21 protein-coding genes, 1 tRNA gene and 1 riboswitch are annotated in these 24,659 nt (G+C 45.0%); of the genes, 8 read left to right on the forward strand and 14 right to left on the reverse strand.

The window, feature by feature from the left end:
- Positions 1–42: 42 nt before the first annotated feature.
- Positions 43–465 (forward strand): hypothetical protein, encoded by a 423-nt coding sequence (locus R7Z47_RS13445; RefSeq protein ID WP_005387269.1) that lies wholly within the window; start codon positions 43–45, stop codon positions 463–465.
- A gap of 114 nt (positions 466–579) precedes the next feature.
- Here the strand turns inward: R7Z47_RS13445 and R7Z47_RS13450 are convergent, their stop codons facing one another.
- From R7Z47_RS13450 to moaA, 11 genes are all read right to left on the reverse strand, one after another.
- Positions 580–1,527 (reverse strand): glutathione S-transferase family protein, encoded by a 948-nt coding sequence (locus R7Z47_RS13450; RefSeq protein ID WP_005387267.1) that lies wholly within the window; start codon positions 1,525–1,527, stop codon positions 580–582.
- Between the two features lie 167 nt (positions 1,528–1,694).
- On the reverse strand, positions 1,695–2,708 hold the full coding sequence (gene oppF / locus R7Z47_RS13455; RefSeq protein WP_005387265.1) for a murein tripeptide/oligopeptide ABC transporter ATP binding protein OppF: 1,014 nt from the start codon (positions 2,706–2,708) through the stop codon (positions 1,695–1,697).
- Positions 2,687–3,658, reverse strand: a complete 972-nt coding sequence (locus R7Z47_RS13460; protein ID WP_005380792.1) for an ABC transporter ATP-binding protein — start codon at positions 3,656–3,658, stop codon at positions 2,687–2,689. The genes oppF and R7Z47_RS13460 overlap by 22 nt, the downstream gene beginning before the upstream one ends.
- A gap of 27 nt (positions 3,659–3,685) precedes the next feature.
- Positions 3,686–4,588 (reverse strand): oligopeptide ABC transporter permease OppC, encoded by a 903-nt coding sequence (oppC, locus tag R7Z47_RS13465; RefSeq protein WP_017633861.1) that lies wholly within the window; start codon positions 4,586–4,588, stop codon positions 3,686–3,688.
- Between the two features lie 15 nt (positions 4,589–4,603).
- Positions 4,604–5,524 carry an oligopeptide ABC transporter permease OppB gene (gene oppB / locus R7Z47_RS13470; protein WP_005380786.1) on the reverse strand — a complete coding sequence of 307 codons (921 nt, stop codon included), beginning with the start codon at positions 5,522–5,524 and terminating at the stop codon, positions 4,604–4,606.
- Positions 5,525–5,652: 128 nt separating this feature from the next.
- Positions 5,653–7,329: an ABC transporter substrate-binding protein gene (locus tag R7Z47_RS13475; protein ID WP_017633862.1), complete on the reverse strand. Its 1,677-nt coding sequence runs from the start codon at positions 7,327–7,329 to the stop codon at positions 5,653–5,655.
- Between the two features lie 531 nt (positions 7,330–7,860).
- Positions 7,861–8,316, reverse strand: coding sequence for a molybdopterin synthase catalytic subunit MoaE (moaE, locus tag R7Z47_RS13480; protein ID WP_017821374.1), 456 nt, complete (start codon positions 8,314–8,316; stop codon positions 7,861–7,863).
- A 1-nt stretch (position 8,317) separates the two neighbouring features.
- Positions 8,318–8,575, reverse strand: a complete 258-nt coding sequence (gene moaD / locus R7Z47_RS13485; RefSeq protein ID WP_017636051.1) for a molybdopterin synthase sulfur carrier subunit — start codon at positions 8,573–8,575, stop codon at positions 8,318–8,320.
- The gene (gene moaC / locus R7Z47_RS13490) at positions 8,572–9,051 is read right to left on the reverse strand and encodes a cyclic pyranopterin monophosphate synthase MoaC (RefSeq protein ID WP_005380779.1); all 480 of its coding nucleotides are present in this window, start codon (positions 9,049–9,051) and stop codon (positions 8,572–8,574) included. Before moaC ends, moaD begins: the two co-directional genes overlap by 4 nt.
- 26 nt (positions 9,052–9,077) lie before the next feature.
- Entirely contained in the window at positions 9,078–9,590 is a 513-nt protein-coding gene (moaB, locus tag R7Z47_RS13495) for a molybdenum cofactor biosynthesis protein B (RefSeq protein WP_005388935.1), read from the reverse strand.
- 101 nt (positions 9,591–9,691) lie between these two features.
- The gene (gene moaA, locus R7Z47_RS13500; RefSeq protein WP_017636052.1) at positions 9,692–10,681 is read right to left on the reverse strand and encodes a GTP 3',8-cyclase MoaA; all 990 of its coding nucleotides are present in this window, start codon (positions 10,679–10,681) and stop codon (positions 9,692–9,694) included.
- Positions 10,670–10,804: riboswitch (molybdenum cofactor riboswitch) on the reverse strand. It overlaps the preceding gene by 12 nt.
- Positions 10,805–10,979: 175 nt before the next feature.
- Here moaA and R7Z47_RS13505 point away from each other — a divergent pair.
- Positions 10,980–11,876 carry a YvcK family protein gene (locus tag R7Z47_RS13505; protein WP_005388931.1) on the forward strand — a complete coding sequence of 299 codons (897 nt, stop codon included), beginning with the start codon at positions 10,980–10,982 and terminating at the stop codon, positions 11,874–11,876.
- Positions 11,877–12,013: 137 nt separating this feature from the next.
- Here the strand turns inward: R7Z47_RS13505 and luxU are convergent, their stop codons facing one another.
- The 3 genes from luxU to uvrB form a co-directional block, all read right to left on the reverse strand.
- Positions 12,014–12,358 (reverse strand): quorum-sensing phosphorelay protein LuxU, encoded by a 345-nt coding sequence (gene luxU, locus R7Z47_RS13510; protein WP_017636054.1) that lies wholly within the window; start codon positions 12,356–12,358, stop codon positions 12,014–12,016.
- Positions 12,355–13,761, reverse strand: a complete 1,407-nt coding sequence (gene luxO / locus R7Z47_RS13515; protein WP_005380768.1) for a quorum-sensing sigma-54 dependent transcriptional regulator LuxO — start codon at positions 13,759–13,761, stop codon at positions 12,355–12,357. The genes luxU and luxO overlap by 4 nt, the downstream gene beginning before the upstream one ends.
- A gap of 290 nt (positions 13,762–14,051) precedes the next feature.
- A complete protein-coding gene (gene uvrB, locus R7Z47_RS13520) occupies positions 14,052–16,082 on the reverse strand; it encodes an excinuclease ABC subunit UvrB (protein ID WP_017636056.1) in 2,031 nt (676 codons plus the stop codon).
- Positions 16,083–16,641: 559 nt separating this feature from the next.
- Here uvrB and R7Z47_RS13525 point away from each other — a divergent pair.
- From R7Z47_RS13525 to rsxD, 6 genes are all read left to right on the forward strand, one after another.
- Positions 16,642–16,717, forward strand: a tRNA-Asn gene (locus R7Z47_RS13525).
- Between the two features lie 351 nt (positions 16,718–17,068).
- Positions 17,069–19,366, forward strand: a complete 2,298-nt coding sequence (gene pflB / locus R7Z47_RS13530) for a formate C-acetyltransferase (protein WP_149192467.1) — start codon at positions 17,069–17,071, stop codon at positions 19,364–19,366.
- 304 nt (positions 19,367–19,670) lie between these two features.
- Positions 19,671–20,249, forward strand: a complete 579-nt coding sequence (gene rsxA, locus R7Z47_RS13535) for an electron transport complex subunit RsxA (protein ID WP_005380762.1) — start codon at positions 19,671–19,673, stop codon at positions 20,247–20,249.
- Positions 20,250–20,252: 3 nt separating this feature from the next.
- Positions 20,253–20,849, forward strand: coding sequence for an electron transport complex subunit RsxB (rsxB, locus tag R7Z47_RS13540; RefSeq protein WP_005380760.1), 597 nt, complete (start codon positions 20,253–20,255; stop codon positions 20,847–20,849).
- Positions 20,850–20,857: 8 nt separating this feature from the next.
- Positions 20,858–23,608, forward strand: a complete 2,751-nt coding sequence (gene rsxC / locus R7Z47_RS13545; RefSeq protein ID WP_262606903.1) for an electron transport complex subunit RsxC — start codon at positions 20,858–20,860, stop codon at positions 23,606–23,608.
- A complete protein-coding gene (rsxD, locus tag R7Z47_RS13550) occupies positions 23,608–24,654 on the forward strand; it encodes an electron transport complex subunit RsxD (protein WP_005390256.1) in 1,047 nt (348 codons plus the stop codon). Before rsxC ends, rsxD begins: the two co-directional genes overlap by 1 nt.
- The last annotated feature ends 5 nt before the right edge of the window (positions 24,655–24,659 follow it).

Consider the following 24,659-nt stretch of genomic DNA (forward strand, 5'->3'; position numbering starts at 1 on the left):
GCTACTGCAATGCACAAACTCATTGACTGCTAAGGAATATATATGAAGGATTTCATCAATACATCACTGATAAAGTTTGGTTTAGCTGCGTTTCTGATTAGTTTTTCTTCATTCAGCTTTTCCGCCTCGAGTATTAAAGGCGTCGATCAAGATATGTCCGGAGGAACGGTGACCGCTGAAATGGCTCATGCTGATGACAATGGGTGGATGGTTGTCCACCGAACAGACGAATCAATGAAGCCTGGTCCTGTTATCGGCTACGCTCCGTTAAAAATGGGAAAGAATGAAAACGTAAATGCAATTTTGATGGAACCAGTAGAATCAGGCGATATGCTGATGTTAATGGTCCACGGAGAGAAAGGTGGCATGAAGACTGGTGTGTTTGAGTATACGCTCGGCGCTAAAGAGGACGGTCCTGTAAAAGTGGACGGAAAGCTAGTGATGGACATCGTACGCGCTAAGTAAGGTGGCGATGAATGAAAAAGTAAACTTCCTACTCCCGGTATTTAGATGACACAAAAGTACTTAACGGCATTGCTAACCGTTAAGTACTTTTTCATTTGCAATGGAAGCAGCAAACTAGCCAATCCTTTCTCTTCCATGAGGAGTATTTAGGTCTAAATCAGGCCCTTTTGGTACAACTTGCGTCGGATTAATCCCAGTGTGGCTGAAGTAGTAGTGGCGTTTAATGTGATAGAAATCCGTCGTTTCTTCGACGCCTTCGACTTGATATAACTCTTTTAAGTAGCCTTGTATATTTTCGTAGTCTGCGATGCGCTGCTTGTTACACTTGAAATGCCCCACATACACCGCATCAAAACGAATAAGAGTCGTAAACAAACGCCAATCAGCCTCAGTAATTGTGTTCCCAGCTAAGTAACGATGCGTCGCTAAGTGAGCATCGATTTTATCTAACGCATTAAACAAAGAATCAAACGCTTCTTCATACGCCTCTTGTGTAGTCGCGAAGCCACAACGATACACTCCGTTGTTGACATTTGGATAAACAAAATCGTTCCACTCATCAATAACGTGTTTTAGATGATCTGGATAGTAGTCGTCGTGATTCCCTGTTAACGCATTGAATTCCGAATTGAACATGCGAATGATCTCTGACGACTCGTTTGACACAATAGTATTGGTCTTTTTATCCCAAAGTACAGGCACGGTTACGCGGCCCGTGTAATCGGGTTTGGCCTGCGTGTAAATTTGATACATGCGCGTGTGACCAAACAATGGCTCAGGAAGCCCCATTTGCCAACCTTGGCTGAGCATATCAGGGCAAACGACCGTGACATCAATATGTGGTTCTAAACCTTTCAGCTTGCGGAAAATGAGGGTTCGATGTGCCCACGGACAAGCAAGAGAGACATACAAATGGTATCGACCGGACTCTGGTGTAAACTCCGCATCAGGGTCGTTTTTAACCCAGTTACGGAATCCGGCATCTTCGCGCACAAATTTGCCACCATTTGATTTTGTGTCATACCAGACATCTTGCCAAACACCTTCAACCAACTTACCCATGATTGCTCTCCTCTCGTTCTGTTTGTGTCTATATTAGCGTTTCCTATCAAACAGAGAATCATCGAACTTAGGACATCATGTTCAAGAAATTCGAATGTATAAATCAGACACATAAAAAAAGCGCGACCCGATGAAGGTGTCGCGCTTAAGCCCGTCACAGGCTGAATTTATACACTAACGTGTAAACAAGATACCGCGTGAACGTCATTACCTAAAATGGTTGGCTTTGTCTTCGCACACTCTTCGGTTGCTTGTGGGCAACGAGTGCGGAATACACAACCCGACGGTGGGTTGATAGGTGAAGGAAGATCACCCTCTAGCATTTGGATTTTCTTATTGCGCTCAATATCCGGGTCCGGGATCGGAACCGCAGACATCAGCGCACGCGTATATGGGTGCTTAGGATCAGCAAACAGAGCCTCGGCCTCGCCAAGTTCCACGGCATTACCTAAATACATAACTAAAACGCGATCTGAAATGTGTTTAACGACAGACAAGTCATGCGCAATGAATACCAGAGAAAGCCCTAACTCTTTTTGAATCTCTTTAAGCAGGTTAACAACCTGAGCTTGAATAGATACATCAAGCGCCGATACTGGCTCGTCACAAATGATCATCTTAGGCTTAAGGATAAGCGCACGCGCTATCCCGATACGCTGACACTGACCACCCGAGAACTCGTGTGGGTAACGGTTAATCACGTTAGGTAATAGGCCAACTTTCGCCATCATCTCTTTAACGCGATCTTTCACTTCCTGCTTAGACAGTTCTGGATAGAATGTCTCAAGAGGTTCAGCGATGATATCACCAACAGTCATACGCGGATTCAGCGATGCCAATGGGTCTTGGAAAATCATCTGAATTTCTTTACGCGTCTCACGGCGCTGAACGCTTTTCATTTTAGTAAGGTCTTGACCCAACCAAACTACTTGGCCGTCAGTAGCTTCAACCAGACCAATGATGGCACGAGCAAACGTCGATTTACCACAACCTGATTCACCTACTACACCAAGCGTTTCCCCTTCGTATAGTCGAACGTTCACGCCATCTACCGCTTTCAGGCTCGAAGGCTTTGACCACGGCCATGCCGACTTTGAGGCAATGCTGAAGTGAACTTTCAGCTCAGAAATGTCCAGAATTAGTTTTTTGTCTACTGCGTTCATTTGTTCCAAGCCTCCCATTCAGAAAAACATGCACGCTGACGACCATCACCAAATGGTGTCAGAATTGGCGCCTCGCGCTTACAACGATCCATCACACGGTGACAGCGCTCTTGATAAGGGCAGCCCGGCGGTAGACGAAGCAAGTTTGGTGGATTACCAGGAATGGTCGGCAGAATTTCACCCTCAGTATCGAGGCGAGGAATCGCCTTCAGCAGCCCCTCCGCATAAGGATGGCTTGGATTGTAGAAAATTTCGTTTACGTTGCCGTACTCCATAGTACGGCCTGCATACATCACCAGCACCTTGTCACACGAACCTGCAACCACACCAAGGTCGTGCGTGATCATGATGATCGCTGTGTTGAACTCAGATTTCAGCTCATTCAACAAGTCCATGATCTGTGCTTGTACCGTCACATCAAGTGCTGTTGTTGGCTCATCGGCAATAAGCAGTTTAGGACGACATAACAACGCCATCGCGATCATTACACGCTGACGCATACCGCCTGAAAACTCATGCGGGTACATCGTGATACGCTTACGCGCTTCAGGGATTTTTACCGCTTCCAGCATGCGTACTGATTCTTCAAATGCTTCCGCTTTGCCCATGCCTTTGTGCAGCATAAGCACTTCCATCAACTGATCACTCACTTTCATGTAAGGGTTCAGTGATGTCATTGGGTCTTGGAAGATCATTGCGATCTGTTCCGCACGCACTTTGTTCAGTTCTTTTTCTGGTAAGTTTAGGATTTCTTTGCCTTCAAACTTTGCGCTACCAGAAATAATACCGTTCTTAGCCAAAAGGCCCATGATTGCGAATACGGTTTGAGATTTACCTGATCCCGACTCTCCAACGATACCTAAGGTTTCGCCTTGGTTGAGAGAGAAGTTCAAATCGTTTACTGCGGTTACGATACCATCTTGCGTGGTGAATTCGACGCGCAGATCTTTGACATCTAATAAGCTCATCATTGCTTCCTTAATCTTATCTTTTAATTATCTGTCTTTTGGATCCAGCGCATCGCGCAGGCCGTCACCAACGTAGTTGAAGCAGAATAGCGTCACAACCATGAACACTGCTGGGAATGCCAGCTGCCAGATTGCTACTTCCATTGTCTGTGCACCTTCTTGTAGAAGAGCGCCCCAACTTGTCATTGGTTCCTGAACACCAAGACCAAGGAATGATAGGAATGATTCCGTTAGAATCATACTTGGGATAAGCAGCGTAGAGTATACCGCTACAATACCCAGTACGTTAGGTACGATATGACGAGTAATGATTTTCCAGTTGCTTACACCACACACATGTGCCGCTTCGATAAACTCCTTGCTACGTAGACTAAGAGTCTGACCACGTACGATACGCGCCATATCTAGCCATGCGATAGCACCAATCGCAACGAAGATCAGCATGATGTTACGACCGAAGAATGTTACCAGTACAATCACCAGGAACATAAACGGTACCGCGTATAAAATTTCTAGAATACGCATCATTACGCGGTCAACTTTACCGCCGATGAAACCAGATGCTGCGCCGTAGAGCGTACCAATCAGTACCGCTACAAATGCACCCATAACACCTACCATCAACGAAATACGACCTCCAATTAGCGTACGCACGTATAAATCACGGCCTAAGCTGTCAGTACCAAACCAATGGTCAGCATTCGGTGCAACGTGCATCGCGTACCAGTCAGTATCATCAAATGTGTACGGTGCGATCATTGGCAGGATAATAACCGCCAACGTCATTAGAACAAGAAGGAATAAGCTCACCATCGCCGCTTTGTTGCGCATGAAACGGATACGAGCATCTTGCCAAAGACTGCGACCTTCAATCTCCAAGTTTTCGGAGAATTTCTCAATCGCTTCTAGGTTTTCTTTTTTCGTTAACATAACCAAACGTCCCTGTTAGTAGCGAATTTTCGGGTCAATCATTGCAAGTAAAATATCTACAATCGCGTTGAATAGAATGAATAGGAAACCAATCAGAATGGTTACCCCCATTACTAGCGAGTAGTCACGGTTAAACGCAGCGTTAACGAATAGTTTACCAATACCAGGCAGACCAAAAATGGTTTCGATAACAACGGAACCGGTGATGATACCTACGAAAGCTGGACCCATGTAAGAAACAACAGGGAGAAGTGCCGGCTTAAGAGCGTGTTTGATAATGATATAACGGTAACTTAGACCTTTAGCACGTGCCGTACGAATAAAGTTACTGTTTAGGGTTTCGATCATCGAACCACGCGTGATACGAGCAAAGGTAGCAACATACAGTAGCGACATACCAATAACAGGAAGCACTAAATACTGCCAGCTACCATCTTGCCAACCACCCGCAGGGAAGATATTCCAGTGAAGCGAGAATATGTAGATAAGCGCAGGCGCTAATACAAAGGATGGCATTACCACACCAAGCATCGCAGTCGACATAATGGTGTAATCAATCCAAGTATTTTGCTTGAGCGCAGCAATGGTACCGACGGTAACCCCCATTATCAAAGTAAAGATAAAGGCGATGAAGCCCACTTTAGCCGAAACAGGTAAGGCAACCGCGATCAGCTCGTTTACTGAGTAATCAAGGTATTTAAATGACGGTCCGAAATCACCTTGGATAACATTGGTCAAATACGTGGTGTATTGTTCAAATACAGGTTTATCCAAGCCATATTTAGCTTCGATATTTGCCATTACTTCGGGTGGCAATGGACGCTCTGTCGAGAAAGGGTTTCCCGGTGCAAAGCGCATAAGAAAGAAAGATACGGTGATCAAAACCAACATTGTTGGGATCGCCTCAAATATCCTTTTTGCGATGAATTTAAGCATAAACTCACTCTTTCAGTCTGTGACAGTTAAATTAAAGAAGTCGTCCAATTCTTTTGGACTAAAGATAGGCGCTACATGCAATTTCTCACATGTAGGGCCTCATTTTTATAGTTCTATCGAGTTACGAATTACTCTGTGATGTAGAGATCTTTAGAGTAAATCTTGTCTTCCGCGTTATTTACTGGGAAGCCACCAACTTTCGGTGATAGTAGACGTGATTTCACGTACTGGTAGATAGGTGCGATTGGCATATCTTTTGCCATCAACTTCTCTGCTTCTAGGTAAAGTGCTTGGCGCTCTTCGTCAGAAGTTGAAGCAAATGCTTTGTTCATGATCGCATCGTACTCTTTGCTGTCGTAGTGAATACCACCAGTAGTGTTATTACTCATCATCAGCGTTAGGAAAGATGAAGCTTCGTTGTAGTCGCCACACCAACCTGCACGAGCAACCTCAAAGTTGCCAGAATCTTTGGTAGATAGGTAAGTTTTCCACTCTTGGTTTTCTAGCGTAACGTCTAGACCAAGTGTCTTCTTCCACATTGAACCCAGTGCAACCGCAAGTTTCTTGTGGTTCTCTGATGTATTGTATAGAAGGTTAAATTCAAGAGGGTTGTCTGCGCCGTAACCCGCTTCTTCCAATAGACGCGCAGCTTCTGCGTTACGCTCTTCTTGCGTCATTTTGCCGTATGCAGGGATTTCTGGGTTGAAACCTGCCGTAATTTCAGGTGTTAGGAAGTAAGCTGGCTTTTGACCTTGACCTAAAATCGCATCGGTCACAATGTTACGGTCAATCGCATAAGAAATCGCTTTACGCACACGAACATCATCAAACGGCTTTTTCTTCGTATTGAAGATGTAGTAGTAAGTACATAAGTTACCGGTTACAGACACTTCTTGTGGGTGCTCTTTCTTCAGACGCTTGAAGTGCTCTGTAGGCAGCTCGTTCGTGAAGTCGATTTCACCCGCTAGGAAGCGGTTCATTTCCGCTACTTGGTTCTCAATTGGTAAGAAAGTAACTTGGTCAAGCGTCGTGTTTTCGTTGTCCCAGTACTGTTCGTTACGTTTTAGAACCAAACGCTCGTTTACAACCCAGTTGTCAACAACATAAGCACCGTTACCTACAAAGTTCTCTGGCTTCGTCCATTGATCGCCGAACTTTTCAACAGTTGCTTGATGAACAGGTTTCACTGTCGTGTGGCCCATCATCATTACAAAATATGGTACTGCAGTATCTAACTCAACCACTAACGTGTGGTCGTCAACCGCTTTAACACCTAACTCGCTCTTATCTTTTTTACCCGCAACAATGTCTTTTGCGTTCTTCATCTTGGTGTATTCCATGTACCAAGCATATGGAGAGGCGGTTGCTGGATCGACTGCACGTTGGAAGCTGTAAACGAAATCACCTGCAGTGACAGGATCACCGTTTGACCATTTTGCGTCTTCACGTAAGTGGAAAGTGTATGTTTTGTTGTCTTCAGTTTCCCAAGATTCTGCAACACCAGGGATAGTGTTACCGTCCGCATCTTGGTTTACAAGGCCTTCAAGAAGATCGCGAATCACGTGGGATTCTGGAACACCTTGAGATTTATGAGGGTCTATTGTCGCAACTTCTGTACCGTTACCACGCACCAATTCTTGAACAGCAGCAAGTTTTGGCTCTTTAGAATCAGATTTAGCTTCAGGGGCTGGAGCCGGAGCAGGCTCAGCAGCTTGTTTCTCCGCAGGCTTTTCACCACAACCAGCTAGAGCGAGAGAAAGACCAGCACCAATAAATAAAGCGCGCGTGATTTTATTCTTATACATGCGTAAAACTCCAAATTTTTTCGTTAGCATCCATGACTTCTTTGTAAGGGCCTGGAACGGTCAGAGTTTTAGATTTTTTTAGTGCACTTTCTGAGCACAAAAGTCTAAAACCTTACAAAGACTGCGGCACACATTAGCAATCATTGAAGTAATTTGCCATAAAAATGTAGCAAAAAAACCAATAATGCTGACTAAACCACACATATCTAGCAGTAAACTCTAACCCCAAAGCATTCACCAGCCAAATAAAGACCAGAAGCGACATTTAACAGGCGAAACTTTCGATTAATCTGAGTTTAAACCATTTACTAGCATCTTATGCTAGATATTTACACATCATTTAACATTTATGACAAATCAAGTCTAACAAATAATTGTTTATATATTGGGCAAAAAACTTTTATTGTGAAGAATATCACCAGACAAAAGATAGGAAATATTGAAACAAAGTGAGCAATACAATGAAGATAAATACAAAAAAAGCTAAGTACCATTAGCACTTAGCTTTTTTCACTAGAATGCGGGTTAGTTCTATTTTTCCCAACGCTGTGCAGCTTGATGATCGGTGTCGCGCGACTCAACCCAACGATCTTCATTCGTCGTACGCTCTTTTTTCCAAAATGGAGCTTGGGTTTTCAGATAATCCATGATGAACTCGCACGCATCAAATGCCGCGCCGCGGTGCGCACTGGAAACGCCCACAAATACAATTTGATCACCGCTATCCATGTCTCCGACACGATGAATCACGCGTACGCCCAATAATGGCCAACGTGATTCAGCTTGATCGCAAATGTCGCTCAAGCTCTTCTCTGTCATCCCCGGATAGTGCTCTAGATGTAAACCAATGACATTATCCCCAAGGTTCATATCTCGAACTTTACCAACGAATGTAACGACAGCGCCGGCAGCCGTCCCTTCAGATAGACGTTGATATTCTTGCTCAACCGAAAAATCTTCAATTTGTACAGAAACACGAGAATCCATCTTAACCCCCAGTTACCGGCGGGAAAAACGCAACTTCGTCACCTGCTTTTACTTGTGTATCCAGAGGGACGATAGATTGGTTCACTGCAGCAAGTAGCTTTCCTGGCTCGAGTGCTAAATCCCACTTGCCATCTTTCTCAGTGCCTTCTTCCACTAGATGTGCACGAATTGATTCAACCGTTTCAAACGGCCCGTCTAACTCAACACTGTCGATGCCAATCAGCTCGCGAGTTTGAGCAAAGAAAAGTACTTTAATCATGATTCCACCTTAAAGTGACCAGATTTACCACCCGTTTTCTCTAATAGACGAACTTGACCAATGACCATGTCTTTTTGTACTGCTTTACACATATCGTAAATCGTTAGAGCAGCAACGGAAGCTGCCGTGAGCGCTTCCATTTCCACACCAGTTTTACCCGCAAGTTTACATACTGATTCGATGCGAACTTTGTTTTCTGCTTCGATAGCTTCCAGTTGAACTTCAACTTTAGAGAGTAGTAGCGGATGACAAAGTGGAATCAAATCCCAGGTTTTCTTCGCAGCTTGAATACCAGCAATACGAGCCGTCGCAAATACATCACCTTTGTGGTGCTGGCCAGAGACAATCAGTTGAAGTGTTTCTGGGGCCATGTGAACAAATGCTTCAGCACGAGCTTCACGAACCGTCTCCGTTTTTGCTGACACGTCAACCATGTTTGCTTCGCCAGAAGCATTGATATGTGTAAATTGGGTCATTGTTTTTCCTTCGCTTTTAGGAAAGGTTATACAGATAGGTGTGGCATGAAGTTACAAGGGCGATGACTTGCATCCAACTGCTGTTTAATAATTTTTGTCCAGCCTGTGCGGCACGCACCAGTTGAACCTGGCATTGCGAAGATCACGGTGTGGTTAGCAAAACCTGCAATCGCACGAGACTGAATAGTTGACGTACCGATCTCTTCGTACGACACCATACGGAACAACTCACCAAAACCTTCAACTTCTTTATCAAATAGAGGCTTAAGTGCTTCTGGCGTGCTATCACGTGAGGTGAAACCTGTACCGCCAGTAATCATGATCGCTTGTACGCTTTCATCAGCAATCCATTGAGAAACAATCGCGCGGATCTTGTACATATCATCAATAACAATTTGCTTGTCTACTACGTTGTGACCCGCTTCTTGAGCATGTTCAGCAAGGTAACGACCAGAGGTATCGTTTTCTTCAGTACGAGTGTCAGATACCGTTAGAACGGCAATATTTGCAGGTTGGAATTTGCTTTCAGCGTGACCCATTTGTTCACCTATTCTCTTAATTAGCTTTGATACGCTTGGTATCGATTCGGAAAAAGTTAGAGCCAGCTTATCAGTGAACTCGCTCTAAAAATTGAATGAAGTTAGCCGCCGATAGACGCGAGGTGTGGCGTCATACCAGTATTGCCATCATGCAAGAAATGGCTTACCGACTTGGTTTGTAACTGCGCCTGGATACGTTCAATAAGCTCACTCTCTTGCTCATCACGTTCCAAAAGATCACGCAATTCTACACCGTGGTCTCCAAACAGACATAGGTGCAGCTTACCCATCGCAGAAACGCGCAGTCGGTTGCAGCTTTCACAAAAGTCTTTTTCATAAGGCATGATAAGACCTATTTCACCCTTGTAATCAGGATGAACAAATACTTGCGCAGGACCATCATTATGCGAGCGCACTTTCAGCAACCAACCATTTGCAATTAGCTGGTTACGAATTGCCACTCCGGATACATGGTGCTTATTAAATAGCTCATCCATCTCACCCGTTTGCATCAACTCAATGAAACGCAGTTGGATTGGACGATCTTTTATCCAGTTAAGAAACGCTGGCAGCTCGTGATGGTTCAGATCTTTCATCAACACCACATTAACTTTTACTTGCTCATAACCGACCTCGAACGCACGTTCGATACCATTCATGACTTCAGTAAACTTATTTTCACCTGTGATTTGATGAAACATACGCGGGTCAAGGCTATCCACACTGACATTAATGTGGGTTAAACCCGCTTCACGCCAATCTGCGACTTGTTTTGCCATGCGATAGCCATTGGTTGTCGTTGCAACTTTTTGAATGCCAGGCGTCGCCGCTACTGAATGGATAATGTCGGTAAAATCTTTGCGTAAGCTAGGCTCACCACCAGTGATGCGCACTTTTGACGTGCCACAATCAGCGAATGCTTTTACGACCCGTTTGATTTCAGGGAGAGATAAAAAAGACGAGTTTTTATTGCCCGAAGGCTTATAGCCATCAGGAAGGCAATAGGTACATTTGAAATTACATACGTCGGTCACAGACAGACGCAAGTAATAAAACTTACGATGAAATTTGTCTTCGAATTGTTGCGCCACGGAACACCTTTCCAAACACGGGAGGCATGGCCATTTCCAATCATGCCCTTGTGACAGTATGCCACTGGCTCAAAACGCTTATCCAAGGACTTAGCAATAGTGAGCTCGGAGTTATGGCAACCAGAGATATGAAATCTCTGATAGCTTTGCGGTGTAAAATACTTAATATTTGTAATGGAATCCAGACTTGAGTGATAAAAAACTCTCTAGAGACACAATTTACCGCTAAGTGAGTACCTTTAAGACACTCCTTAAGATAAATTGTAGCCGTTTTTTATTAGATTATTAGAAGAACATAATGAATATCTACACAGATAAAAAAGTGGTCGCTGTTGGCGGTGGTCATGGCTTAGGTCGAATGCTGGCCGCATTACGAGATTTTGGCAGCAATGCAACTGGGATTGTTGCCACGACTGACAATGGTGGTTCAACAGGAAGAATTCGTCACTGCCAAGGAGGAATCGCTTGGGGAGACACACGTAACTGTATTAATCAGCTCATTACAGAGCCTTCGATCAGTTCTATGATGTTTGAATATCGCTTCAAAGGCACTGGCGAACTTGATGGTCATAATCTTGGTAACTTGATGCTTACTGCACTCGATAACTTATCGGTCAGACCTTTAGATGCCATTAATCTGATTCGCAATATGTTAAAAGTCGACGTTAACATCCTTCCTATGTCCGAACACCCTTCGGATCTTTCCGCGTTATCCGTAGATGGGAAGTGGGTTACGGGAGAAACAAATGTCGACGAAATGAAAGCAGACTTGCGACGTTTGGATCTTTCACCAGAAGTGCCTGCTACCAAAGAAGCCATCACAGCTTTGGCGGAAGCTGACGCGATTATTCTTGGCCCTGGCAGTTTTTTAACTAGTATCATGCCTCCTTTATTGCTGCCTGAACTCGGCAAAGCGATTGCAGCAAACACAAAAGCAAAAGTCATTTTTGTTGCTAACCTGAGTCCAGAATACGGCCCAGCGGGACGAATGACGATGGCTCAAAAATTAGAATGGTGTGAACGTGCCTGTCAAGGAAGAAAAATAGACGTGGTTCTAGCAGAGAAAACCGAGCAAGACGTCTTAAGTCAATGGAATGTAGTGACGGAGTCACTCGCCTCCTCTAACCGAGACTGGCGTCACGATAGAAACAAGCTCAAACTAGCGATTGAAAATCAGCTACAACTTTCTATTTAAGAGCACGTTACCTGGCTAGCGCCCTCTTTTAAGGTGTTTATTGATAATGAAAACCCTTCTGTCATCGAAGGGTTTTAGTTCAGGCATCCAGTAAAAACAGATGTTTACTAAGAAAAAATGGTTAATAGAAAAAATAGCTACTGTCGCCAAGAGCGATAAGCATCTCGAGTTTCGTGCAAAAGATCGAACATAGCCTCTAACTCCTCAGACTCCGCAGTCAACTCACCGGCTTTCGCTTTTTTGTCTATGGACATAGCCAGTTCACAAAGGCGATCTGCCCCAAAGCTCGCAGCACTACTTTTCAACGCGTGGCTGATTTCTTTTGAGTAAGCTAATCGCTCTGCCCCCTGCAGTTGGGATAAGTTCTCGATATAGGTATCCATTTCTCCTAGGAAGATATCGAACAGTACAGGTACGTTGTCACTGCCAATTTCCATCGACAGTTCATCTATTTTTTGCTGATTTAATACATTTACACTCATACTTTTTGCCGCTCTTCCTTGCCGTTCCATGCCTGTAACTTGCGGTAAATCGTCGACGGACTGACATCAAGATATCCCGCCGCTCGAGGAATATTGCCATCACATGCTTCAATCGCTTGCTCGATTGCCATTTTTTCCGTCATCCATAATGGCATAATCTCAGATGCGGTCATCGCTTTCGGCTCAATTAATTTAGCCACAGACGACGGACGGTCAAGCGGTTGATTCAACGGTGGCGGTAACATGTCCAACGTAATCTCTTTACCGTTGTTTAGAACAACGATGTTGCGTAGCACGTTTTGTAACTGACGAACGTTACCCGGCCACTCATAGCTGTTGAATCGCTCGATGACATCAGGCGCAAAACGTATGAAGCTTTTTCCTTCTTCGTGTGACATGTAACCTAACAGTGAGTATGCAATTTCAATAACATCTTCGCCTCGTTCGCGTAAAGGCGGTAAATGCAAAGGAATGACATACAAACGATAGTACAAATCTTCACGGAATCGACCTTCTTGTACCTCTTTCCAGGGATCACGGTTAGTGGCACACACAAAGCGCACATCCACGCTCTTCATTTTTGAGGAACCCACTTTTTGGAATGTGCCCGTTTGAATAAATCGTAGCAACTTGGTTTGTAAATCCAAGTCCATCTCACAAAGCTCATCTAGAAAAAGTGTGCCGCCATCCGCTAACTCAGCTGCCCCTTGACGATCATTCGCAGCGCCAGTAAAGGCCCCTTTTACGTGACCAAACAGTTCACTCTCAATCAAATCTTTTGGAATTGCAGCACAGTTAATTGCAATAAAAGGTTTGTCACCACGTTTACTTGCTGCGTGAATAGCCTCGGCACATACCTCTTTACCAGTACCACTTTCACCTGTGATAAAAATACTCGCTTTACTGCTCGCCGCTGAATCTATCGTACGGTAAACCTGCTGCATGGTTTGGCTACTGCCGATAAACCCCTGATAGCTCTGATTACCTGGATTATCGGCTTCATTTTTTAGCTTGGTCGCTTTACGAATTGCATTGTTAACCGTGACACGTAAACGGTCTGCTTCACACGGTTTGATTAAAAAGTCTTGTGAGCCATGACGCATGGCCTCGACAGCGGTATCGATAGAACCGTGAGCGGTCATAAAAATTATAGGTACGTCGGGATGACTCTTTTTAACGGCATGTAAAACGTCCATCCCCGTCATATCTGGCAGACGGAGATCGAGTAAAATAAGATCTGGAATTCGATGATTTAGGCTCTCAATGGCATCCCTACCTGTGCCGACAATATTGATATCTATGCCAAGCGGTGTCAGGTATGAGCGGTACAGAGCCGCAACAGATGCGGTGTCCTCGACCATTAAAAGGTAACGAGACTTTGGGCCTTCGGGTTTTTGTTGCATAACCTAGCTATTATTTTGTTGTGTTTTAAACAATAATCGCATTACGCTTTGCATTTTGCAAATAACATTAGCTAAATTATGGGCAAAGGAAAAAATTCAAAAATAATATCAATTATTTAAAAAGTGGCACAAACCATGCTGTAACGATAGTGACCCCTCGGGTCACCTAGCCAACTGACGTTGTTAGTGAACGATATGTTCACAAAACAAGCCAATAGACCCGACTGCCTATTGGCTTCTTTTTTTACAAGCGACCTAAAATGCTTGGATAGTTAAATCGGTAAGTTTGTTCAACTATTTGCGATGAACTGCGCTCGTAGTTTTTCAATCTCGTCACGCTTTTGTGCCGCTAACTCAAATTCTAAATCTTGCGCATGCTGATACATCGCTGCCTCCAGTCGACTGATTTCTTTTTCTAGCTGCTGAGGGGACAGTGCCTCGTAAGTTTGCGAAGGCTCCGCCACTTTCGATAATGGTACCTGTTTAGTGTTACGCTGGCGTTTAGACTTAGTGATATCGCCAAGTTCCATGATGTCTTTGATATTTCGTTTGAGCGCTTGTGGCGAAATACCCATTTCTTCGTTGTACGCTTCCTGCTTCTCGCGACGACGGTTAGTTTCATCCATCGCCTTTTTCATTGAGTTGGTGATTCGGTCAGCGTATAAAATCGCCTTACCTTCGATGTTTCGTGCAGCACGACCAATGGTCTGAATGAGTGAGCGTTCAGACCGCAAGAAGCCCTCTTTATCCGCATCCAAAATTGCAACTAACGAGACCTCTGGCATATCCAGGCCCTCTCTCAATAAGTTTATTCCCACCAGCACGTCAAATTCCCCAAGACGAAGGTCACGGATAATTTCCACACGCTCAACAGTATCAATGTCTGAGTGTAAATAACGTACCTTAACATCATGTTCGTGAAGGTATTCGGTGAGATCTTCAGCCATTCGTTTGGTCAGTGTTGTAACCAGAACTCGCTCATCTTTAGCAGCGCGAATACGGATCTCAGACAATAGGTCGTCGACTTGGGTCGCTACTGGGCGAACTTCCAACTCAGGGTCAAGCAAGCCTGTTGGACGAACGACTTGATCCGCCACATCACCCGCCGATTTTTCTAGTTCGTAATTTCCGGGCGTAGCAGAGACGAAAATCGTTTGTGGCGCTAGTGCTTCAAACTCCTCAAACTTCAGTGGACGATTATCCAAAGCTGAAGGTAACCGGAAACCAAACTCCACCAGCGTTTCTTTACGCGAACGGTCACCTTTATACATGGCACCTATCTGCGGTACTGTCACGTGAGATTCATCGATGATCAACAAGCCATCATGAGGTAAGTAGTCAAACAGGGTTGGTGGCGGCTCACCTTCCGAGCGTCCACTGAGATAACGAGAATAGTTTTCGATACCGGAGCAAAAGCCCAACTCATTCATCATTTCGATATCGAATTGAGTGCGCTGGCTAATTCGCTGCTCTTCCAGTAGCTTGTTGTTATCTAGAAGCTGCTTTTTGCGCACTTCTAGTTCGACTTTAATATTTTCAATCGCTTCAAGAATGCGATCTCTTGGCGTCACATAGTGCGTCTTGGGATAGATGGTATAGCGCGGCAAGTCTCGTTGTTTGACCACGCCTGTCAATGGGTCGAACACACTGATGCAATCCACCTCATCGTCAAACATCTCAACGCGCACAGCGTCTTGGTCTGATTCAGCAGGGAATATATCAATCACCTCGCCACGGACACGGAACTGCCCTCGCTCAAAAGCAACATCATTGCGCGAGTATTGGAGCTCCGCTAGGCGACGAAGCATATCACGCTGATCAATCACATCTCCACGTCGCAAATGAAGCATCATTTGTAAGTAGGATTCCGGATCACCCAAACCATAGATAGCTGAAACCGATGCAACAATAATGGCATCTTTACGTTCTAGTAGTGCTTTTGTAGCAGACAAACGCATTTGTTCTATATGCGCGTTAACTGAAGCGTCTTTCTCTATAAAGGTATCCGTGGTCGGAACGTACGCTTCAGGTTGGTAGTAATCGTAGTAAGAAACAAAATACTCAACCGCATTATTAGGAAAGAATGACTTCATCTCACCATATAACTGAGCAGCAAGCGTTTTGTTTGGCGCAAGTAATATTGCAGGTCGTTGGGCTTGAGCAATCACATTCGCTAGTGTGAAGGTTTTACCTGAGCCTGTGACCCCCAACAAGGTTTGATGTGCTAGCCCAGCATCGAGCCCCTCAAGCAACTGATTGATCGCTCCTGGTTGATCGCCCGACGGCTGATAATCGGAGACCAATTCATAGACTTTACTCATACCCTTCCTCAATTTTACTGCGCTTTGGCTGTATATATATACACCTTAGCTAATGAAATCTACGTCTATCGAGAATTTAACCATCATTGTTAATAAATTTTCTTGTTTGTCTAGAATGCTATAGCCATACAAAAGTGACTCTGATATAGTACTTCGCCCTAGTTGAAGAGCTACACACATTCTTCACATTATAGTTTCCACAACTTTTCCCCAAAAATTAGCTTAAAACTTTCTTATCCCCAAAAGATTGATTTTTATCCACTTTGAATACCTTTTGATTAACATCGATAAATCTTTGTTTTATTTGCTTATTTTACGCATAATTCCTACTAAAAATTCATTAAATAAAAACTTAGTTGCATATCAATTTTCTTTACCCAGATCTCATCAACATACTTATCCACAAATTTAGTGGATAACTAACCTCGAGCCTTTACTGACAAGCCATACAGAAAAGTAAAGCCCTTAACTCAATATTTTTTGCTAAAAATGTATTTTTTTACTGTTGACAGTAGTTTGAGTGCTCGGTAAGATTCGTCCCGCTTTCAAGCAAAGCAATTCCTCCTTAGCTCAGTTGGTAGAGCGACGGACTGTTAATCCGCAGGTCGCTGGTTCGAGCCCAGCAGGAGGAGCCAGATTATAGAAAAGCCGTGTCGCAAGACACGGCTTTTTTTGTATCTTAATCGCCATGAAATCTAAGCCAATCTAGGCGTCATAAAATCACACCGAAATAAGTTCAAATTACAGAACTCATAACATTGTCATAGATAGTGTTCTCACAGCACCACACATTTAATTCTGTCTCTTTTCTAGCAAAAAATAATCATAACCAATTGAATGTATTATTAATGCAATTTAATCATTGAAAAAATGAAAAGCATTCATTTTACTCATACCAAATAAATCCATACGATTAAAAGGGTTAAGAATGGTTCCGTCCTACTCGTCGCCTCCATTCTAATTATCAATAACTTAGGGATTTACTTATGACTATTCCGACAACTGACATGCTAGATGCATGGGCTGGATTTACTGCTGGTGAATGGCAAAACTCTGTCAACACTCGTGACTTCATCCAAAAAAACTATACACCCTATGAGGGAGACGAGTCTTTCTTAGCCGAGGTTAGCGAATCCACTTCAGCATTATGGAACCAAGTGCTTGAAGGCATAAAACAAGAAAGCCGCACACACGCCCCTATTGATTTTGACACAGACTTGCCCTCAACAATCACTTCCCACGATGCAGGCTACATCAACAAAGATCTGGAAAAGATCGTTGGCTTACAAACTGATCAACCGCTAAAACGTGCAATCATCGCCAATGGCGGGATTCGCATGGTAAAAAACTCGTGCGAAGTTTATGGCCGCGAATTGGATCCAACGGTTGAAAAAATCTTCACTGAATACCGTAAAACTCACAACAAAGCGTGTTTCGACCTTTACACCAAAGAAATTCTAGCCTGTCGTAAATCCGGCATCATCACAGGCCTTCCTGATGCCTATGGCCGTGGTCGTATCATTGGTGACTATCGCCGTCTCGCCCTATACGGTATCGACTTCTTAAAAGCAGACAAAAAAGAACAATACAACTCAACACAAACGTTCTTAGAGCAAGGCAACGATCTTGAGAAAACACTTCGTCTGCGCGAAGAAATAGCCGATCAAGTTCAAGCGCTTGAAGACATTCGTCAAATGGGTCTGAAATACGGCATTGATATGTCGCTACCTGCTAAAACAGCACAAGAAGCGATCCAATTTACCTACTTTGGCTACCTAGCGGCGGTTAAATCGCAAAACGGCGCAGCAATGTCACTGGGCCGTACTTCGACTTTCCTAGACGTCTATCTAGAACGCGATATCGCAAACGGTTTGATTGATGAATCACAAGCGCAAGAAATGATTGACCACTTCATCATGAAGCTACGGATGGTTCGCTTCCTACGCACACCAGAATACGATTCATTGTTCTCTGGCGACCCAATCTGGGCAACAGAAGCCATGGCAGGTATGGGTGTTGATGGCCGTACGCTAGTATCTAAAACGACATTCCGATACTTACATACGCTACATACTATGGGCCCTGCTCCTGAGCCAAACATGACGATTCTTTGGTCAGAGCAATTGCCTGAAGCGTTCAAACAATATGCTGCAAAAGTGTCGATTGATACCTCTTCGGTTCAATACGAAAACGACGATCTAATGCGTCCTGATTTCGACAATGACGACTACGCGATTGCCTGTTGTGTGAGCCCGCAGGTTGTTGGTCAGCACATGCAATTCTTTGGTGCACGTGCCAACCTTGCAAAAGCACTGCTTTACACCATCAATGGTGGTATCGATGAAAAATCGAAAGCGCAAGTGGGTCCGGTAGTGGACAAAGTTCAAGATGAAATTCTCGACTTTGACGCTTTGATGCCTCGTTTCGACAATATGTTGGAGTGGCTAGCAACGCAATACGTCACAGCGTTGAACATCATCCATTATTCGCATGACCGTTACAGCTACGAAGCATCACTGATGGCATTGATGGATCGCGACGTGCACCGCACGATGGCGTGTGGTATTGCAGGTCTGTCTGTTGTTGCAGACTCTTTAGCAGCAATTAAATACGCAACCGTGAAACCCGTTCGTGATGAAGATGGCATCGCCGTTGATTTTAAAATCGAAGGTGATTATCCAAAATTTGGTAACAACGATGCCCGTGTTGATGACATCGCTTGTGATCTAGTTGAGCGCTTCATGAAGAAAATTCAGAAGATGCACACCTACCGCGAAGCAGTGCCAACTCAATCGATTTTAACAATCACATCTAACGTGGTTTACGGTAAAAAAACGGGTAATACACCAGATGGCCGTCGCGCAGGTATGCCTTTTGGACCGGGTGCAAACCCAATGCACGGTCGTGATGAAAAAGGGGCGGTTGCGTCTCTGGCATCGGTTTCTAAATTACCGTTCGCTTACGCTAAAGATGGTATTTCTTACACTTTCTCAATTGTGCCTAACGCATTGGGTAAAGATGACTTGAGTCAGAAGAAGAACCTAGCTGCGCTAATGGATGGTTACTTCCATCACGAAGCAAGCAACGAGGGCATTGCGATTGAAGGTGGTCAACACCTTAACGTCAACGTTCTAGACCGAGAGATGTTATTGGATGCGGTTGAACATCCAGAGAAATACCCTCAGTTGACGATTCGAGTGTCTGGTTATGCGGTACGTTTTAACTCTCTAACGACAGAGCAACAGCAAGACGTCATCACTCGTACCTTCACGAGTAAGATATAAACACAGTCCATCAAGCACTCAGAAAGTTTAAATAATTAGCTTGTAAATATACATTGCCCGCCTCTCTTTTCTACCTGGGAGAGGCGGGCTTTTTTAAAATCACACATTAGATGAAAATTAATAGGTAGTATCCTCTCGCTAACAATACATTCAGCAAACGATTCAATTTCTTATTGATTCATCAAAATACATCAATTAGACGACTATTTTTCCATCGTGTATGTAAAACCACATCGTTCACTGGTTGTTATTGGTGTCACAAAACACGATAATATCAAGATCGGATTTTAAGAACGTAATAACTATGACCGAATATGTTTTGTTGTTGGTCGGCACTGTGCTGGTGAACAACTTTGTACTGGTGAAGTTTTTGGGCCTATGTCCTTTCATGGGCGTGTCCAAAAAACTGGAAACAGCAATAGGTATGGGCTTAGCGACAACTTTTGTGCTAACGCTCGCGTCAGTGTGTGCGTATTTAGTGGAAAGCTACATCCTTCGTCCACTGGGTATTGAGTACCTTCGAACCATGAGTTTTATTTTGGTGATAGCCGTTGTGGTGCAGTTCACCGAAATGGTTGTGCACAAAACCAGCCCGACGCTTTATCGCTTGCTTGGCATTTTCTTACCGCTGATCACAACAAACTGCGCAGTATTGGGCGTGGCACTTCTTAACATTAATGAAAACCATAACTTTATTGAATCGATCATCTACGGCTTCGGCGCCGCTGTTGGTTTCTCATTGGTGTTGATACTTTTTGCATCCATGCGAGAGCGCATAGCCGCCGCCGACGTTCCTGTACCTTTTAAAGGTGCATCAATAGCAATGATTACAGCAGGTTTAATGTCACTCGCCTTTATGGGCTTTACAGGTTTGGTGAAGTAAGCGATGAGTACGATTTTAATTGCGATTATCGCGTTAGCGGTTCTGGCTGCGATTTTCGGCGCGATACTTGGTTTTGCTTCTATTCGCTTTAAAGTTGAAGCGGACCCTATTGTGGATCAAATCGACGCCATTTTACCGCAAACTCAATGCGGTCAATGTGGCTACCCTGGTTGCCGCCCTTATGCTGAAGCAATTGCAAATGGCGACCACATCAACAAATGTCCACCTGGTGGTCAGGCAACAATCGAAAAGCTCGCCGACTTAATGGGTGTTGAGCCAGAAGAATCTGCGCACGATCTCGACAGCAAAATTCCAACCGTTGCGTTTATTCATGAAGACATGTGTATTGGCTGCACTAAGTGTATTCAGGCGTGTCCGGTGGATGCAATTGTAGGCGGAACAAAGGCGGTCCATACCGTAATCAAAGACGAATGTACGGGCTGTGACTTGTGTGTTGCCCCATGTCCGACTGATTGTATTGAAATGATTCCTGTGGCAACGACCACAGAAAGCTGGAAGTGGCAACTTCACTCCATTCCGGTACTTAACATTACGGATGCTGCCGACAATGCAGCGAACGTGAAAGATTCAATTAAGTAAGGTTTCACATGTTGTCTTTGATTGAACAAATTCGTACAGGCGCGCTTTGGGATTTCCCAGGTGGTGTGCATCCGGCAGAAAATAAAAAGCAGTCCAACAAAACTGAACTCGCTCATGCGGCTATCCCGTCAGAAATTGTATTGCCGCTAAAACAGCACATTGGTAAAGCGGGTAACCTACTGGTTGCCGAAGGTGACTACGTATTAAAAGGTCAGCCATTAACGCAATCGGAGACCGGCTTTACGGTTCCAGTGCATGCTCCAACATCAGGTACGCTCACCGCGATTGAGCCACGAACTGTCGCGCACCCTTCTGGGTTAAGTGAGTTGTGCGCAGTCATCACGCCTGATGGGAAAGATGCATGGTGTGAAAGAAACCCCGTCGCAGATTACCAAAAAGAAACCCCTGACGCACTGATTGATATTATTCGTCTCGCTGGTATTTCTGGTATGGGTGGCGCAGGCTTCCCTACTGCAAAAAAAATCCAATCAGGTTTTGCTCGTACCGAGATTCTTATCGTTAATGCAGCAGAGTGCGAGCCATACATCACGTCTGATGACAAGCTCATGCAAGAACATGCCGAAGAGCTTATTCAAGGTATCGAAATTGTCGAACATATCCTGACACCAAAGCTCACGATTATTGGCATTGAAGACAACAAGCCAGAAGCAATCAAAGCGCTAGAAGCTGCGGCTATAAACAAAGATATCGTTATTCGCGTTATCCCGACTAAATACCCTTCTGGCGGTGAAAAACAGCTGATCAAAATTTTAACCAATAAAGAAGTACCAAGTGGCGCGATTCCAGCCGATATTGGTATTTTGGTTCAGAATGTTGGTTCTCTTTACGCTATAAAACGCGCAGTCATCGACGGTGAACCGATGATAAAGCGCATCGTGACTCTCACTGGTAAAACCTTCAAACAACCACGCAACGTTTGGGCATTGTTAGGGACACCAGTACAAGCACTGTTGGATGAGTTTGGCTATAAAGCAGATAAGAAGTTACAGCGTTTAATTATGGGTGGGCCAATGATGGGCTTTACCCTTCCTCACTCCCAAGTGCCGATTACCAAGACAGCAAACTGTATCCTTGCTCCGACTCGTCGAGAGATCTCTCCGCACCAGTATGAGATGGAATGTATTCGCTGTAGCCAATGTGCAGAAGCGTGCCCTGCTTCGCTGCTGCCTCAACAACTGCAATGGCATGCAAAAGCTGAAGAGTATGACAAACTCGAAGAATTAAACTTAAAGGATTGTATCGAGTGCGGCGCTTGTGCGTTTGTATGTCCAAGTGAAATTCCGCTCGTACAGTACTACCGCCAAGCGAAAGCAGAAATTAGAACTAGAACACAAGAAGCGGAAGCTGCAGAGCGAGCAAAACTGCGTTTTGAAGAGAAAAAAGCGCGTATGGAACGCGAAAAAGCAGAACGTGAAAATCGCTTCAAGAAAGCTGCCGATCAGCGCCGTAAAGAGATGAAGTCTTCTGGCGGCGATGATGCGATAGCAGCAGCAATCGCACGAGTGAAAGCTCAAAAGACAGAAACCACAGAAAAAACAGAGCCAGCAGTAAAACCAGCCGTAGCGGCAGCCATTGCCAAAGCGAAGGCGAAACAAGCGGCAGCAGCTAAAGCAGGCTCTAGTGAACCTGATAACTCAGAAATGGCAAAACTGCGCGAAGAACGCAAACGTCTTGCTCGCGAACGGAAAGCGCAAAAAGAACAAGGCGAAACGCCAGACAATAACGCTGATGATAAAAAGTCGGCAGTTGCGGCCGCCATCGCCCGAGCTAAAGCGAAAAAAGCACAACAAGAAGATTCAACTGAATCTGTAGAATCGGAAACGTCTACACAGCAAGACAGCGATCCGAAGAAAGCCGCGGTTGCTGCTGCCATTGCACGTGCCAAAGCACGTAAAGCGAAGCAAGCAGACTCAACTGAAGCGGAAGAAGCTGACGCACCTGCTGAGCAAACCGACGATCCGAAAAAAGCCGCCGTGGCCGCTGCAATTGCTCGAGCCAAAGCACGAAAAGCGAAGCAAGCAGACTCAACCGAAGCGGAAGAAGCTGACGCACCGGCCGAGCAAACCGAAGATCCGAAAAAAGCCGCCGTGGCTGCTGCGATTGCACGTGCCAAAGCACGAAAAGCGAAGCAAGCAGACTCAATTGAAGCGGAAGAAGCCGAAGCACCTGCCGAGCAAACCAAAGATCCGAAAAAAGCCGCCGTGGCTGCCGCGATTGCACGTGCCAAAGCACGTAAAGCGAAACAAGCAGACTCAACTGAAGCGGAAGAAGCTAAAGCACCTGCTGAGCAAACCGACGATCCGAAGAAAGCCGCAGTGGCTGCTGCCATTGCACGTGCCAAAGCGCGTAAAGCGAAACAAGCAGACTCAACTGAAGCGGAAGAAGCTGACGCACCTGCCGAGCAAACCGACGATCCGAAGAAAGCCGCGGTTGCCGCAGCAATTGCACGCGCGAAGGCTCGTAAAGCGAAACAAGCAGACTCAACTGAAGCGGAAGAAGCTGAAGCACCTGCCGAGCAAACCGACGATCCGAAAAAAGCCGCCGTGGCTGCTGCCATCGCTCGAGCCAAAGCGCGCAAAGCGAAGCAAGAAACGCAAACAGAGCCTGTTGAAGAAGCAACCTCCGAAGAACCAGAAGTGGATCCGAAGAAAGCCGCGGTTGCCGCAGCAATTGCGCGCGCGAAGGCACGCAAAGCGCAACAAGAAGCTAATAAAAATAATACTGAGGAGAACGAGTAGTGTCGTTTTTTATTGCCAGTTCACCGCATACCCACAGTCGTCGTAGTACGCCAGACTTAATGAAATGGGTGGCACTTTGCGCACTTCCAGGTTTAGTAGCTCAAACCTACTTCTTTGGCTGGGGTACGCTTATTCAGCTGATTTTTGCCATTGCAGTCGCTGTATCCCTTGAAGCCTTAGTCATGATCTGTCGTAAACGCTCACCAATGAGAGCGCTACGTGATAACAGTGCAATAGTTACCGCTTGGTTGTTAGCCGTTGCTATACCACCATGGTCTCCGTGGTGGATTATGGTGATCGGGCTTATTTTTGCGATAGTAATCGCTAAACACCTCTATGGTGGCCTTGGACAAAACTTATTCAACCCTGCAATGGTCGCTTATGTGGTCTTGTTGATCTCTTTCCCAGTACAAATGACGAGTTGGAGTGCACCGACATCACTCATACCTGATCATGTAAATTTTGCAGATACACTCTCTTTAATTTTTACGGGCTATGATTACGACGGCTTATCACTTCAGCAAGTTCGCTCAGGTGTTGACGGCGTGACAATGGCGACACCACTTGATGCATTTAAGACTGGCATTCTTACAGGTGCCACTCCAAGCGAAGTAATGTCGCAGCCAATATTTGATGGCTTAGGTGGTATTGGTTGGCAATGGGTAAACCTTGCTTACCTTCTTGGCGGCATAGTCATGATCAAAAAGCGTATCATCCAATGGTATATTCCAGCAGGTTTCCTTGCGAGTCTGACTCTGTTTAGCCTAGTGTTCACGTTGCTGACGCCAGGGGAAACTGCGTCGCCAGTTTTACACTTGTTATCTGGTGCAACCATGCTTGGCGCATTCTTTATTGCAACCGATCCCGTTTCGGCGTCTACCACCGTCAAAGGACGTTTAATCTTCGGTGCGCTTATTGGTGCTTTGGTCTTTATCATTCGCAGTTGGGGCGGTTTCCCAGATGGTGTTGCATTTGCAGTGTTGCTTGCAAATATGTGTGTGCCACTGATCGATTACTATACCAAACCTAGAACTTACGGTCACTGAGGTAA

It is taken from the genome of Vibrio sp. 1641, assembly GCF_033339995.1.
Lineage (GTDB): Bacteria > Pseudomonadota > Gammaproteobacteria > Enterobacterales > Vibrionaceae > Vibrio > Vibrio alginolyticus.

Excerpts from the sequence above, each read along its gene's own strand:
- R7Z47_RS13445 (WP_005387269.1), top strand. The coding sequence starts at position 43 with ATGAAGGATTTCATCAATACATCACTGATAAAGTTTGGTTTAGCTGCG.
- R7Z47_RS13450 (WP_005387267.1), bottom strand. The coding sequence starts at position 1,527 with ATGGGTAAGTTGGTTGAAGGTGTTTGGCAAGATGTCTGGTATGACACA.
- oppF (WP_005387265.1), bottom strand. The coding sequence starts at position 2,708 with ATGGGAGGCTTGGAACAAATGAACGCAGTAGACAAAAAACTAATTCTG.
- R7Z47_RS13460 (WP_005380792.1), bottom strand. The coding sequence starts at position 3,658 with ATGAGCTTATTAGATGTCAAAGATCTGCGCGTCGAATTCACCACGCAA.
- oppC (WP_017633861.1), bottom strand. The coding sequence starts at position 4,588 with ATGTTAACGAAAAAAGAAAACCTAGAAGCGATTGAGAAATTCTCCGAA.
- oppB (WP_005380786.1), bottom strand. The coding sequence starts at position 5,524 with ATGCTTAAATTCATCGCAAAAAGGATATTTGAGGCGATCCCAACAATG.
- R7Z47_RS13475 (WP_017633862.1), bottom strand. The coding sequence starts at position 7,329 with ATGTATAAGAATAAAATCACGCGCGCTTTATTTATTGGTGCTGGTCTT.
- moaE (WP_017821374.1), bottom strand. The coding sequence starts at position 8,316 with ATGGATTCTCGTGTTTCTGTACAAATTGAAGATTTTTCGGTTGAGCAA.
- moaD (WP_017636051.1), bottom strand. The coding sequence starts at position 8,575 with ATGATTAAAGTACTTTTCTTTGCTCAAACTCGCGAGCTGATTGGCATC.
- moaC (WP_005380779.1), bottom strand. The coding sequence starts at position 9,051 with ATGACCCAATTTACACATATCAATGCTTCTGGCGAAGCAAACATGGTT.
- moaB (WP_005388935.1), bottom strand. The coding sequence starts at position 9,590 with ATGGGTCACGCTGAAAGCAAATTCCAACCTGCAAATATTGCCGTTCTA.
- R7Z47_RS13505 (WP_005388931.1), top strand. The coding sequence starts at position 10,980 with ATGAATATCTACACAGATAAAAAAGTGGTCGCTGTTGGCGGTGGTCAT.
- luxU (WP_017636054.1), bottom strand. The coding sequence starts at position 12,358 with ATGAGTGTAAATGTATTAAATCAGCAAAAAATAGATGAACTGTCGATG.
- luxO (WP_005380768.1), bottom strand. The coding sequence starts at position 13,761 with ATGCAACAAAAACCCGAAGGCCCAAAGTCTCGTTACCTTTTAATGGTC.
- uvrB (WP_017636056.1), bottom strand. The coding sequence starts at position 16,082 with ATGAGTAAAGTCTATGAATTGGTCTCCGATTATCAGCCGTCGGGCGAT.
- pflB (WP_149192467.1), top strand. The coding sequence starts at position 17,069 with ATGACTATTCCGACAACTGACATGCTAGATGCATGGGCTGGATTTACT.
- rsxA (WP_005380762.1), top strand. The coding sequence starts at position 19,671 with ATGACCGAATATGTTTTGTTGTTGGTCGGCACTGTGCTGGTGAACAAC.
- rsxB (WP_005380760.1), top strand. The coding sequence starts at position 20,253 with ATGAGTACGATTTTAATTGCGATTATCGCGTTAGCGGTTCTGGCTGCG.
- rsxC (WP_262606903.1), top strand. The coding sequence starts at position 20,858 with ATGTTGTCTTTGATTGAACAAATTCGTACAGGCGCGCTTTGGGATTTC.